Source organism: Micromonospora sp. NPDC048907 (genome assembly GCF_055586885.1).
Genome location: NZ_JBVJHI010000003.1, coordinates 578,833 through 591,365 on the forward strand (window position 1 = coordinate 578,833; position 12,533 = coordinate 591,365).

Sequence of the window (12,533 nt, forward strand, 5' to 3'; positions counted from 1 at the left end):
CTCACTTCTTCGACATCAGCGCGCGGCCGAAGAAGATCATGTTGGCCGGGCGCTCGGCCAGCCGGCGCATGAGGTAGCCGTACCACTGGTCGCCGTAGGGGACGTAGGTGCGCACGGTGTAGCCGTCGCCGACGAGGCGCTTCTGCTCCTCGGGGCGGATGCCGAAGAGCATCTGGAACTCGAACTTGTCCGGGCCGCGGTCGAACCAGCGGGCCCGGTCCTCGCCGATGGCGATCAGGCGCGGGTCGTGGGTGGCCAGCATCGGGTAGCCGTCGCCGGACATGAGCACGTTCAGGCAGCGCACGTACGACTTGTCGACCTCGCGGGCGGACTGGTACGCCACCGACTCGGGCTCCTTGTACGCGCCCTTGCAGAGCCGCACCCGGGACCCGGCGCCGGACAGCTCGCGGCAGTCCGACTCGGTGCGCCGCAGGTACGCCTGGAGCACCGCGCCGGTCGACGGGTAGTCCTTGCGCAGCTTCGCCAGGATGTCCAGCGTCGAGTCGGTGGTGGTGTGGTCCTCCATGTCCAGGGTGACCGTGGTGCCGGCCGCGTCGGCCGCCGCGCAGATCGCCCGCGCGTTGTCGTACGCGAGCTGCTCGTCGAACATCTGCCCGAGCGCGGAGAGCTTGACGCTGACCTCGGCGGCCGGGGTGAGCCCGGCGGCGCCCAGCAGTCGCAGCAGCTTGAGGTATTCGTCCCGGGTGGCGTTCGCCTGCTCCGGGGTGACGGTGTCCTCACCCAGGTTGTCGAGGGTGACGGCCTGACCGTCGGCGACGAGTGCGCGGGTCGCGCGCAGCGCGTCGTCGGTGCCGGCGCCGGCGACGAACCGGCGGACGACGTCCCGGGTGAACGGGGCCGTCGCGACGAGCCGCTCGACCTGGGATGACCGGGAGGCGGCGAGGATGACGGAACGGAGCATGAGCCGAGCGTAACGCCCGGCGGTGGGCCCCCGCCGGGGGGCGGCGGGCAACGTCACGCAGCGTTCCGGTGGACACCGCGGGGCGGCCCGGCTGGCGGGCATCCGCTACAACGATCACGTGGAACGACGCCCCCGACGCCGGCTCCGGTCGGCCACCGTGCAGCTCGGCGCCCTGACCGCCCTGGCCCTCGCCCTGTCCGGCTGCAACAACGGTTACGACGACGACGATGACGACTGCGCGCTGGGTCCGGCCGGCGGGGGCGGCGACACGGTCGCCGTGGCCCTGCGGCTCCCCGCGCCGGCCACCGCCGCCCGGGACACCCCGGCGCCGGTCGCCGCGGCCCTGCCCGGGCGCGGCGGCTTCGGCACCCACCTCGCCTCCTGCGGCGGCTGACGTGCGGCGCGAGGCCAGCACGCCGCGCCCCGACTGGGACGCCACCGTCCGGGCCCAGGGCCTGGTGTACGTCGACACCGAGCTGCCCGACGGCGGCGTCATGTCGTACTGGGACGAGACCGCCGCGTACGCCTTCGAGCTGGACGAGGTGCTCCGGCTGGAGGAGGCGACCGAGGAGCTGCACCGGATGTCGGTGGCCGCGGCCGAGCACGTGGTGGCCCGCAACCGGTACGCCGAGTTCGGCATCCCGGGGTGGGCCGCCGAGGCGGTCGCCCGGTCGCTGCGGGAGGCCCCGCCGACCCTCTACGGCCGCTTCGACCTCTGGTACGACGGCAGCTGGCCGCCGAAGCTGCTGGAGTACAACGCCGACACCCCGACCGCGCTCGTCGAGGCGAGCATCGTGCAGTGGTACTGGCTGGAGCACACCCGGCCGGACGCGGACCAGTGGAACAGCCTGCACGAGCGGCTGGTCGGCGCCTGGGCCAAGATCGGCGCCGGCCTGCACGACCCGCGGGTGCACGTGGTCTGGTCGGCGGAGGAGGAATCCGGCGAGGACCAGATCACCGCCGGCTACCTGGCCGAGACGGCCCGCCAGGCGGGGCTCGACGTCACGCTCCTGCCGATCCAGCGGGTCGGCTGGGACGGGCGGCGCTTCGTCGACGGCGACGACCGGCCGATCACCACCTGCTTCAAGCTCTACCCCTGGGAGTGGATGCTGGCCGAGCCGTACGGGCCGCCGGCGCTGGAGCCGGGCACACCGACCACGTGGATCGAGCCGGCCTGGAAGCTGCTGCTGTCGAACAAGGCGCTGCTGGCGGTGCTCTGGGAGCTCTACCCGGGCCACGACTACCTGCTCCCCGCGTACCTGGACTCGCCGCGCGGGATGACCGAGTACGTGGCCAAGCCGCTGCTCGGCCGGGAGGGCGGGTCGGTGCGGATCGTCACCGGCGGCACCGAGATCACCAGTCCGGGGATCTACGGCGACGAAGGCTTCTGCTACCAGGAGTTCCGGGCGCTGCCCGAGTTCGCGGGCAGCCGGACGGTGCTGGGCAGCTGGATCGTGGACGGCGAATCGGCCGGCGCGGGCCTCCGGGAGAGCGAGAGCCTCATCACGGACGGATACGCGCGGTTCCTGCCCCACTACATCGACGCGCCGCGTACCCCGTGAGTCGTCTACCGTTGGGGTCGTGAACTTCGACGCGTACGCCCGGACCGGTGTTGATCTCGTCAACGCCCGCCTGGACGACCTCGACGACCTGCGGGCCCTCTTCCCGGACGACAACGCGTGGATGCGCGACGAGGTCGCCGATCGGGACCTGGCGATCTTCCGGCGGGCGCAGAAGCGCCTGCGCGACGTCTTCGAGTACGGCACCTCGGGCCGGGACGCGGAGGCGGTGACGGAGCTGAACACGCTGCTGGAGGCGTTCCCCGTCCAGCCGCGCATCTCCGGCCACGACTCCTCCGACTGGCACATGCACGTGACCAGCCGGGGCGCCTCGGTCAGCGCCGAATACCTGGCCGGCGCGGTGTGGGGCCTGTCGGTCTGGCTCTGCGAGTACGGCAGCGCCCGGTTCGGGGTGTGCGCCGACGAACGCTGCGGCAACGTCTACCTGGACACCTCGTCGAACTGCTGCCGGCGGTTCTGCTCGGAGCGCTGCGCCACCCGCTCGCACGTGGCCGCGCACCGGGCCCGCAAGCGGGCCGCCGTCGGCGAGCAGGTGACCGTCCCGACCCAGCCCGAACCGCTCGCCCCGGTCAGCTGACCCGCCTGCCCCCGTGGTCAGGCGTCGACCGGGGAGGGGGCGGTCAGGTTGGCCCGGGCGAACTCGAGGGACTCGCGCAGGTCCGCCTCGCGGACCGCGCGGCTCTTCGCGCCCCGGGTGGTGACCTCGACCGCCACCGAGCCGGCGAAGCCCCGGCCGGCCAGCGAGCGGAGCAGCTCGGCGCAGGGCTGGCCGCCCCGCCCGGGCACCAGGTGCTCGTCGCGCCCCTCGCCGGTGCCGTCGCCCAGGTGCACGTGGGCCAGCGCCGGCCCCATCCGGTCGGCCATGGCCAGGGCGTCGGTGTGCGAGGCCGCGCAGTGCGACAGGTCCAGCGTGTACGCGGCGTAGCCGGTGTCGGTCGGGTCCCAGCCCGGCACGTACGGGACGAACTGCCGGCCGGCCATCCGCACCGGGTACATGTTCTCCACGGCGAAGCGCAGCCCGTCGAAGCGGCCGGCGATCCGGTCGAGGCCCTCGGCGAAGTTGCGGGCGTAGTCGCGCTGCCAGGTGAACGGCGGGTGCACCACGACGGTGGGCGCCTCCAGCGTCTCGGCCAGCTCGGCGGCTCGGCGCAGCCGCTCCCACGGGTCGGGGCTCCACACCCGCTGGGTGACCAGCAGGCAGGGCGCGTGCACCGAGAGGACCGGGACGCCGTAGTGGTCGGCGAGGCCGCGCAGCGCCCCCGGGTCCTGGCTGACCGGGTCGGTCCAGACCATCACCTCGATGCCGTCGTAACCGAGCGTCGAGGCCAGCTGGAACGCCGCGGCGGTCCGCTCAGGGAAGACCGAGGACGTGGACAGGAGCACCGGAACGCGGGAAGTCACGCCCCTCAGGGTAGCCGCACCCGCCACGGCGCATCGGGACGAGCATCCGCAAAGCGGACGACACCTCCCGCTCGGAGCGCCTGACGCCACGCCGCGACCCGGCGCCGTCGCCGGCGAAGGATCACATCGGCGCCAGCTGATCCAGCCGGCGCAGGATGACTCCCTCGCGCAGCGCCCAGGGGCAGATGTCCAGGCTGTCCACGTCGAGCCGGCGCAGCACCGCCTCGGCCACCACCGCCCCGGCGAGGAGCTGGTGGGCCCGCTGCGCGCTGACCCCCTCCAGCTCGGGCAGCTGGGCCGGCGGGATGTGCCGGATGAACCCGAGCACCTGCCGCAGGCCGGTACGGGTCAGGCTGCGCCGCGCCCACAGCCCGGCACCGGAGGGCGCGGCGCCGGCCAGCCGGGCCAGCGTCCGGAACGTCTTCGAGGTGGCCACCGGACGCTCCCAGCCGACCTCGGTGAGCTGCTCGACCACCGGATCGAGCTGGGCGTCGACGTACTCCCGCAGCTCCTCCACGGCCTCGGCCGGCGGCGGCGCGGCGCCGGACGGGTCGACCTTCAGCCGCTCCCGGCTCAGCCGCCCCGCGCCCAGCGGCAGCGAGACCGCCACGTCGGGGCCTTCGTCGATGCCGGCGGCCAGCTCCAGCGAGCCGCCCCCGATGTCCATCACGAGCAGCCGGCCGGCGGACCACCCGAACCAGCGCCGCACCGCCAGGAAGGTCATCCGCGCCTCGTCCGCGCCGGAGAGCACCTCCAGGCGTACGCCGGTCTCGTCCCGCACCCGGGCCAGCACCTCGCCGGCGTTGGTGGCGTCGCGGACCGCGCTGGTGGCGAACGCCAGCAGGTCGTCGGCGTCCAGCCCGTCCGCCGCCGCGCGGGCCATGCTGACGGCCTTGACCAGCCCGTCAGCGCCCACGTCGGTCAGCGCCCCGTCCGGGCCGATCTGCTCGGCCAGCCGCAGCACCACCTTCTCCGAGTGCGCCGGCCAGGGGTGTGCGCCGTGATGGGCGTCGACCACCAGCAGGTGCACCGTGTTGGAACCGACGTCGAGGACACCCAGTCGCATGGTGACGACCCTAGGGCCAACACGTTTCGCCGGCTCGCCAGCCGGGCGGGGTCACCGCGCGTACGCTGGTCCGGGTGACTGGGCAGATCGAGCTTCACGTGCTGGTGGACGACCCTGACGACCCCCGTAGCCGGGAGGTCGGGCTGGACTTTCCCCGGGAGTGGATCGAGTTCGTCGACCCGGCCGACGCCAAGCACGTGGTGCGCGCCGACCTGACCTGGCTGCTCTCCCGCTGGACGTGCATCTTCGGCCAGGGCTGCCACGGCATCGTCGCGGGCCGTGCCGCCGACGGCTGCTGCTCGCACGGCGCGTTCTTCACCGACGGCGACGACGAGAAGCGGGTCCGGGCGGCGGTCAAGCGACTCACCCCGGAGACCTGGCAGCACTTCCGCCGGGGCTTCAAGAACTGGACCGAGAACGACACGATCGACGGGAAGAACCCGGCCCGCCGGACGGCCACCCGCGCCGTCGACGCGCCCTGCGTCTTCCTCAACGACGTCGACTTCCCCGGTGGGGGCGGCTGCGCGCTGCACGCCCAGGCGCTGCGCGACGGGGTGCACCCGCTGGAATACAAGCCGGACGTCTGCTGGCAGTTGCCGATCCGCCGCGACCAGGACTGGCACAAGCGGCCGGACAACACCAAGGTGCTGGTCTCCACGCTCGCCGAGTTCGACCGGCGCGGTTGGGGCGCGGGCGGTCACGACCTGGACTGGTGGTGCACCTCGTCCACCGACGCGCACGTCGGCACCGAGCCCATGTACGTCTCCTACGGTCCCGAGCTGACCGCCCTGATCGGCGCCCCCGCGTACGCGAAGCTGGCCGAGCTCTGCGCCGCCCGGCTCCGCCAAGGCCAGGTCGCCCCGCACCCGGCGTCGTCCGAGAGCTGAGAACGCCGCTGGCCGGCACCCCGTGTTCCGGGATGCCGGCCAGCTTGCGTTAGGTCAGCTGTTCCAGTGCTGGGCGACGATGTCGGTGGCCTGCTGCTCCCACTGCGCGTAGGCGTCGGGGTAGGCCGAGACCTGCACGGTCTGCGCGGCCTCGGTCAGCGGCATGGTCTCCCAGCCGTCGACCTGCTTTAGACCCTTCTCGAACGCCAGGGTCGCGTACTCCGGGTTGGTGATCTGCTCCGGCGTGCCCCAACCCGAGCTCGGGCGCTGCTGGAACAGGCCCAGCGAGTCGTGGTCGTTCTTGTCACCCAGGTGGCCCAGGTTCTCCAGCTTCGACTCCTGCAGGCTCGTGGCGATGGAGATGACCGCGGCCCGCTCCGGCAGGCCGGCCTTCTTCGTCGCCGCGATGATCGCCTTGGCGTTGGCGGTCTGCTCGTCGTTCAGGTCAATGTGCGACTGGGCGCCCTGCACGCTCGCCACCGCGGCCGGCTTGCCCTCGACGGGGCGGGCGTCGGCGTGGGCGGCGACCGGACCGGCGAACACACCACCGGTGAAGGCCAGACCAGCAATACCCAGCACGCTCTTACGCAGCATCGTGTTCATGGGGGTAGCTCCATTCGGGGGTTGGCACACACGCCGACGGGGGTCGGCTGTGCGCAAGCACCGTCAGGCGCTCAACAAAGTCTTGGGGGGATCATCCGGCGCACGGGGCGAAGGCCTCTTCGTCGCGCCGGGACCATGTACAACGACCGGCCGGCCACCATCATTCCCGCAGGGCCCGGGTCGGGCGGGCGGGTCGCGGGGGCCGGGCACCCCGTCGGGGCGGGGCCGTGGTCCTCGGTCGTGCACCGGGTATAACGACCCCCGCCCACCGGCCATTCCACCGCCGGGATGCCCCCGGTCACCCGCCGAAACGGACACCACACCCACCCGCGCACGCTCAGTGGAGCGCCATGGAGGTATCCGGGCGCCGGAGACATCCATAGCGCTCCACTCACCGCCGGAAGCCGGGCCTGAACCGGACATTCGCCCCAAGCTCACCGCCCGTGCCGGGCGCAACGTGACGACCTGGCTGGATCGGCGCGCCGGCCCCCACCCCACCCACAGGCCACGCAGCCACCCGCCCAACCCCGCCCGACCCGCTTTGCTCTGCAGCCATCCACGCACCACCTACGCTCCGTGCCCGCTGCGGGGATGGCTGCAGAGCAAAGGCGGACACGCAGCAACCCACCCCCACCCCGCCCGCACCTGCCATGTTGCGTGCACGGGTGCAGAGCAAAGGCGACACGGAGCACCCCGCCCGCACCTGCCGTGCCGCGTTGCATGGGTGCAGAGCAAAGGCGGACACGGAGCACACCGCCCACACCTGCCATGTTGCGTACATGGGTGCAGAGCAAAGGCGGTGGTGGAGCACCTGCCGCCCGGCGCACCCGGTGCGGATCAGACGGACAAACGGTCAGCGGTCGGCGGTCACGGCTCGAACTTGTAGCCCAGGCCTCGGACCGTGACGATGTAGCGCGGGGCGGACGGCTCCGGCTCGACCTTGGAGCGCAGCCGCTTGACGTGCACGTCCAGGGTCTTGGTGTCGCCCACGTAGTCGGCGCCCCAGACCCGGTCGATGAGCTGACCTCGGGTGAGCACCCGGCCGGCGTTGCGGAGCAGCAGCTCCAGCAGCTCGAACTCCTTGAGCGGGAGCTGCACGGCGGCGCCGTCGACGGTCACCACGTGCCGCTCGATGTCCATCCGGACCGGCCCGGCCGCCAGGGTCGGCGCACCCGACTCGGTCGCGTCGGCGCTCTGCCGGCGCAGGACGGCCCGGATGCGGGCGACCAGCTCGCGCGGCGAGTACGGCTTGGTGACGTAGTCGTCGGCCCCGATCTCCAGGCCGACCACCTTGTCGATCTCACTGTCCCGGGCGGTGACCATGATGATCGGCACGTGGGACCGCTGCCGGAGCTGGCGGCAGACCTCGGTGCCCGACATCTCCGGCAGCATCAGGTCGAGCAGCACGATGTCGGCGCCGGTCCGGTCGAACTCGGTGAGGGCGGAGGGGCCCGTCGCGGCGACGGAGACCTCGAAGCCCTCCTTGCGGAGCATGTAGGACAGGGCGTCGGAGAACGATTCCTCGTCCTCCACCACCAGTACGCGGCTCAACGGGGTGTTTCCTTCCTGTGGTCAGACCTGCCGGAGCTCGGCCGGGCCGGCCTCGATCTCAGCGGAGGAGAGTGTCGCCTCCGGGTCGTCCGGGGGGCGGGCGGGCAGCCGGAGGGTGAACGTCGACCCCCCACCAAGAGTGCTCGACACATCCACCCGGCCGCCATGGTTGCTGGCGATGTGTTTGACGATGGCCAGGCCCAGGCCGGTGCCCCCGGTGGCCCGGGAGCGGGCCTGGTCGGCCCGGTAGAACCGCTCGAAGATCCGGTCGACCTCGTTCGGGGCGATCCCGATGCCCTGGTCGGCGACGGCGACCTCGACGTGCTCGTCGGTGGCCCGGGCGGTCACCCGGACCGTGGTGTCCTCGCCCGAGTAGTTGACGGCATTCTCCACCAGGTTCGCCACGGCGGTGGCGAGCTGGCTGTCGCTCCCGTACGCGGTGAGCCCCCGCTGCCCGTCGACGACGATCTCCACGTGCCGGGCGGTGGCCGCGGTGCGGGTCCGGTCGAGCACCTCGGCGATCACCCAGTCCAGCGAGACGGGCTCGGGGGCGGGCTGCGGCTCGGCGCCCTGGAGGCGGGTCAGCTCCAGCAGCTCCTGCACGAGCCGGCCGAGCCGGGTCGACTCGTGCTGGATGCGCTCGGCGAACCGCCGGGCGGCGACCATGTCCTCGGACAGTTCGGCCGGTCCGTCGCCCGCCGGCTCCGTGGCGTCGACAAGCGCCTCGGCGAGCAGTTGGAGGGCACCGATCGGGGTCTTCAGCTCGTGGCTCACGTTGGCCACGAAGTCGCGCCGGACCCGGGCGAGCCGGTGCGACTCGGTGACGTCGGCGGCCTCGATCGAGATGTAACCGGCGCCCAGCCCCATGGCCCGCAGGTGCACGCCGAGCGGGTTGTCCCCCGCGCTGTCGCGACCGCGGGGCAGGTCCAGCTCGATCTCGCGGCGCACGCCCGTGCGGCGGACCTGCCCGGCGAGGGTACGGATCAAGGGGTGGGCGGCGATGGAGCCGGGCGTCGCCCCGGTGCGGAGCAGGCCCATGGCCCGGGCGGCCGGGTTCACGAGCACCGGCATGTCGTCCGCGTCGAGCACCACCACGCCGGCGCGCAGCGCGTCGACCGTCTTGCGGCCGAGCCCGGAGAGCCCGCCCTGCTGGTCGTCGGGAATCGCGAGCCTCCCTGAGCTGCGGCGGGAGGCGGTGCCTCCCGGCGACACCAGCCGGCGCCGCCATTCCTGGACGGGTCCGGACAGCAGCAGGCCGGCGACCAGTCCGGTCACCAACGCCACGGCCACCGCGACCGCCACCGCCCATTCCACCCGGCGATCGTAGGGTCATTGTTAACCCGGCCATCGGGCAGAACGGGACGAACCACTCTCACTTTCGGGAATGTTCACTCGCGGGCCCCGCGTCGTTCACCCGCGTTCATCTTGACGCCGGTTCCCCGGGCCTACCGTGGGTCGCGCACCTGCTCACGCCGTATCCGGCCATCCGGTCGGAAGGGCGAACACCGACCCCAGGAAGTGACGATGCGCGACGAGTTCCGGGCCGACCTGCAGATTGTCAGCCAACTGCTGGTGGACATGGCCGAGGGGGTGCGGGCGGCCATGCGACAGGCCACCCGGGGCCTGCTCACCGCGGACCGCTCCGCGTCCGAGACGGTGATCGCGCGGGACGCCGAGATCGACGAGCTGTACCGGCACGTGGAGGAGCGCGTCTGCGACCTGCTGGCCCGCCAGGCGCCGGTCGCCTCCGACCTGCGCGCCATGATCACCGCCCTGCACGTGGCCGCCGACCTGGAGCGGATGGGCGACCTCGCCGACCACGTCGCCAAGACGGCGCTGCGCCGGCACCCGTCGCCGGCGGTGCCGGCCGAGCTGCGCCCGGTCTTCACCGACATGGCCGCCATCGCCGACCGCATGGCCGAGAAGATCGCCTCGGTGCTGGCGAAGCCCGACGCCGACCTGGCCGCCGAGCTGGACCGCGACGACGACGCCATGGACGACCTGCACAAGAGCCTCTTCGGCGTGCTGCTCGGCGACGACTGGCCGTACGGGGTGGAGACCGCGATCGACGCGACCCTGCTGGGCCGCTTCTACGAGCGCTTCGCCGACCACGCGGTGAACGCCGGCGAGCACGTGGTCTACCTGATCACCGGCGAGACCGCGCCCTCGGCGAGCTGAGTCGGACACGACGAAGGCCCCCGGTCGCCCGGGGGCCTTCGTCGTCGGCGTCAGCGGCCCTGGTTGGCGACCGCGGCGGCGGCCTCCTTGGCTGCGTCCGGGTCCAGGTAGGTCCCGCCGAGGACCTGCGGGCGCAGGTTCGCGTCCAGGTCGTAGCGCAGCGGGATCCCGGTGGGGATGTTCAGCTTGGCGATCGCCTCGTCGGAGATCTCGTCGAGGTGCTTGACCAGGGCGCGCAGCGAGTTGCCGTGCGCCGCCACCAGCACGGTCCGGCCGGCCAGGATGTCCGGCACGATCGAGTCGTACCAGTAGGGCAGCATCCTCTCGACGACGTCCTTGAGGCACTCCGTACGCGGCATCAGCTCGGTCGGCAGCAGCGCGTAGCGGGGGTCGCCGACCTGCGACCACTCGTCGGCGTCGTCGATCGGCGGCGGCGGGGTGTCGTAGGACCGGCGCCAGAGCATGAACTGCTCCTCGCCGTACTCGTCGAGGGTCTGCTTCTTGTTCTTGCCCTGCAGGGCGCCGTAGTGGCGCTCGTTGAGCCGCCACGACCGGCGCACCGCGATCCAGTGCCGGTCGGCGGCGTTCAGCGCCAGCTCGGCCGTGCGGATGGCGCGGCGCATGACGCTCGTGTGCACCACGTCCGGCAGCAGGTTGTGCTCGCGGAGCAGCTCACCGCCGCGCCGCGCCTCGGTCTCGCCCTTGGCCGTCAGGTCGACGTCGACCCAGCCGGTGAAGAGGTTCTTGGCGTTCCAGTCGCTCTCGCCGTGCCGCAGCAGGACCAGCGTCCCGACGGTGGGCCCCTCGCTCGCAGTCATGCGGATCATCCTGCCGTACCGCGCCGGGGGACACGCGCGGACGGGTCGTGACGACCACCACGTGGAAAAGCTGATGACCGGCCTTCCGGGACGGGACTAGGTTGTAAGGCGCTGAGGATAGCTCGGTCATTACCACAACGGGGGCGCGGGGATGCGGTCGGTACGGGGCTGGTTCGGGGACACCACAGGCGGGCTGCCGAGGACCTTCTGGTACCTCTGGACCGGCACCCTGATCAACCGGCTCGGTTCGTTCGTCCTGGTCTTCCTGGCCATCTACCTCACCCAGGAGCGCGACTTCTCCGCCTCGCAGGCCGGCCTGGTCATCGGCCTCTGGGGCGTGGGCGGCGCGGTCGGCACCACGATCGGCGGCACCCTGACCGACCGGTGGGGACGCCGGCCCACCCTGCTCACGGCGCACCTGGGCGCGGCCACCATGATGGTCGCGCTCGGCCTGGCCCGGCCGCTCTGGGCGGTGGCGCTGGGCGCGCTGCTGCTCGGCACCTTCGCCGAGGCCGCCCGTCCCGCGTTCGGCGCCATGATGGTCGACGTGGTGCCGGAGAAGGACCGGCTGCGCGCCTTCTCGCTGAACTACTGGGCGATCAACCTGGGCTTCGCCTGCGCCGCGGTGCTGGCCGGTGTCGCCGCCCAGGCCGGCTACCTGCTGCTCTTCCTGGTCGACGCGGCGACCACGCTGATCACCGCTTTGATCATCTTCACCCGGGTCGGTGAGACCCGGTCGGCGCACTCCGGCCCGGTGAGCAAGGGTGCGGCCGCCCCCGCGGGGGCCCTGCGGACCATCCTCCGCGACCGGGTGTTCCTGGGCTTCGTGGCGCTCAACCTGTTCGGCGCGCTGGTCTTCCTCCAGCACATCTCGATGCTGCCGATCGCCATGGGCGACTCCGGGCTGAGCCCGGCGACCTACGGTTCGGTGATCGCGCTCAACGGGGTGCTCATCGTGGTCGGCCAGCTCTTCGTGCCCAAGCTGATCAAGGGCCGGAGCCGCTCGCACGTGCTGGCGCTCGCCGCGCTGGTCATGGGCGCCGGGTTCGGGCTGACCGCGTTCGCCGACACCGCCTGGCTCTACGGCCTGACCGTGCTGATCTGGACGGTCGGCGAGATGCTCAACTCGCCGTCCAACGCCACCCTCATCGCCGAGCTGTCCCCCGCCGCGCTGCGCGGCCGGTACCAGGGCGCCTTCTCGCTCTCCTGGCAGCTCGCCGGGGCGACCGCGCCGGTCCTCGGCGGCCTGCTCCGGGAGCACGCCGGCAACACCGCGCTCTGGCTGGGCTGCGCCGTGGTCGGCGCCGTGATGGCGGTGGCCCACCTGGTCTCGGGCCCGGCCCGGGAGCGCCGTGCGGCCCGGCTCCGCGGCGCGGGAGCCCTGGTCACGCCGGTCACCGTGGTCCGGACCCCGGTGCCGGAGGCGGCCGAGGCCGCGGCCACCGCGCCCGCCGAACCGGTCCGCGCCGCCTCCTGAGGTACGCCGTCCGGTGGTCGTGACGAGCGCCACCAGGCGAACGCCCGACC

Annotated in this window: 13 protein-coding genes; 6 read left to right on the forward strand and 7 right to left on the reverse strand. The window is 72.7% G+C overall.

Translation table 11 applies throughout. The annotated features are described in order from the left end of the window. Nucleotide 1: 1 nt before the first annotated feature. Nucleotides 2-922, reverse strand: coding sequence for a proline dehydrogenase family protein (locus ACZ6PY_RS12175; protein WP_466071511.1), 921 nt, complete (start codon nucleotides 920-922; stop codon nucleotides 2-4). Between the two features lie 118 nt (nucleotides 923-1,040). On the opposite strand from ACZ6PY_RS12175, the gene ACZ6PY_RS12180 reads away from it, so the two are divergent. From ACZ6PY_RS12180 to ACZ6PY_RS12190, 3 genes are read left to right on the forward strand one after another with little or no spacing between them, the layout of a single operon-like run. Further along, on the forward strand, nucleotides 1,041-1,316 hold the full coding sequence (locus ACZ6PY_RS12180) for a hypothetical protein (protein WP_466071513.1): 276 nt from the start codon (nucleotides 1,041-1,043) through the stop codon (nucleotides 1,314-1,316). Nucleotide 1,317: 1 nt separating this feature from the next. Then, a complete protein-coding gene (locus ACZ6PY_RS12185) occupies nucleotides 1,318-2,484 on the forward strand; it encodes a glutathionylspermidine synthase family protein (protein WP_466071514.1) in 1,167 nt (388 codons plus the stop codon). A 19-nt stretch (nucleotides 2,485-2,503) separates the two neighbouring features. Then, nucleotides 2,504-3,079, forward strand: coding sequence for a CGNR zinc finger domain-containing protein (locus ACZ6PY_RS12190; protein WP_313724294.1), 576 nt, complete (start codon nucleotides 2,504-2,506; stop codon nucleotides 3,077-3,079). A 17-nt stretch (nucleotides 3,080-3,096) separates the two neighbouring features. On the opposite strand, the gene ACZ6PY_RS12195 is transcribed toward ACZ6PY_RS12190, so the two are convergent. Beyond that, on the reverse strand, nucleotides 3,097-3,903 hold the full coding sequence (locus ACZ6PY_RS12195; protein WP_466071516.1) for a sugar phosphate isomerase/epimerase family protein: 807 nt from the start codon (nucleotides 3,901-3,903) through the stop codon (nucleotides 3,097-3,099). 121 nt (nucleotides 3,904-4,024) lie between these two features. Beyond that, on the reverse strand, nucleotides 4,025-4,969 hold the full coding sequence (locus tag ACZ6PY_RS12200) for a Ppx/GppA phosphatase family protein (protein ID WP_466071518.1): 945 nt from the start codon (nucleotides 4,967-4,969) through the stop codon (nucleotides 4,025-4,027). Between the two features lie 74 nt (nucleotides 4,970-5,043). On the opposite strand from ACZ6PY_RS12200, the gene ACZ6PY_RS12205 reads away from it, so the two are divergent. After that, complete coding sequence (locus tag ACZ6PY_RS12205) at nucleotides 5,044-5,856, forward strand: DUF3109 family protein (protein WP_466071520.1); 813 nt, start codon at nucleotides 5,044-5,046, stop codon at nucleotides 5,854-5,856. 54 nt (nucleotides 5,857-5,910) lie between these two features. On the opposite strand, the gene ACZ6PY_RS12210 is transcribed toward ACZ6PY_RS12205, so the two are convergent. The 3 genes from ACZ6PY_RS12210 to ACZ6PY_RS12220 all read right to left on the reverse strand — a co-directional run bounded on the left by ACZ6PY_RS12210 (nucleotide 5,911) and on the right by ACZ6PY_RS12220 (nucleotide 9,324). Then, nucleotides 5,911-6,459, reverse strand: a complete 549-nt coding sequence (locus ACZ6PY_RS12210) for a hypothetical protein (protein ID WP_466071522.1) — start codon at nucleotides 6,457-6,459, stop codon at nucleotides 5,911-5,913. 867 nt (nucleotides 6,460-7,326) lie between these two features. After that, nucleotides 7,327-8,010 carry a response regulator transcription factor gene (locus tag ACZ6PY_RS12215; protein ID WP_313724282.1) on the reverse strand — a complete coding sequence of 228 codons (684 nt, stop codon included), beginning with the start codon at nucleotides 8,008-8,010 and terminating at the stop codon, nucleotides 7,327-7,329. A 21-nt stretch (nucleotides 8,011-8,031) separates the two neighbouring features. Then, on the reverse strand, nucleotides 8,032-9,324 hold the full coding sequence (locus tag ACZ6PY_RS12220) for a sensor histidine kinase (protein ID WP_466071524.1): 1,293 nt from the start codon (nucleotides 9,322-9,324) through the stop codon (nucleotides 8,032-8,034). A 210-nt stretch (nucleotides 9,325-9,534) separates the two neighbouring features. On the opposite strand from ACZ6PY_RS12220, the gene phoU reads away from it, so the two are divergent. Then, nucleotides 9,535-10,188, forward strand: coding sequence for a phosphate signaling complex protein PhoU (gene phoU, locus ACZ6PY_RS12225; RefSeq protein WP_466071526.1), 654 nt, complete (start codon nucleotides 9,535-9,537; stop codon nucleotides 10,186-10,188). Nucleotides 10,189-10,238: 50 nt separating this feature from the next. Here the strand turns inward: phoU and ACZ6PY_RS12230 are convergent, their stop codons facing one another. After that, a complete protein-coding gene (locus tag ACZ6PY_RS12230; protein WP_466071528.1) occupies nucleotides 10,239-11,006 on the reverse strand; it encodes a phosphoglyceromutase in 768 nt (255 codons plus the stop codon). A 151-nt stretch (nucleotides 11,007-11,157) separates the two neighbouring features. Here ACZ6PY_RS12230 and ACZ6PY_RS12235 point away from each other — a divergent pair, with 151 nt between their 5' ends. Beyond that, the gene (locus ACZ6PY_RS12235; protein ID WP_466071530.1) at nucleotides 11,158-12,483 is read left to right on the forward strand and encodes an MDR family MFS transporter; all 1,326 of its coding nucleotides are present in this window, start codon (nucleotides 11,158-11,160) and stop codon (nucleotides 12,481-12,483) included. Nucleotides 12,484-12,533: the final 50 nt, after the last annotated feature.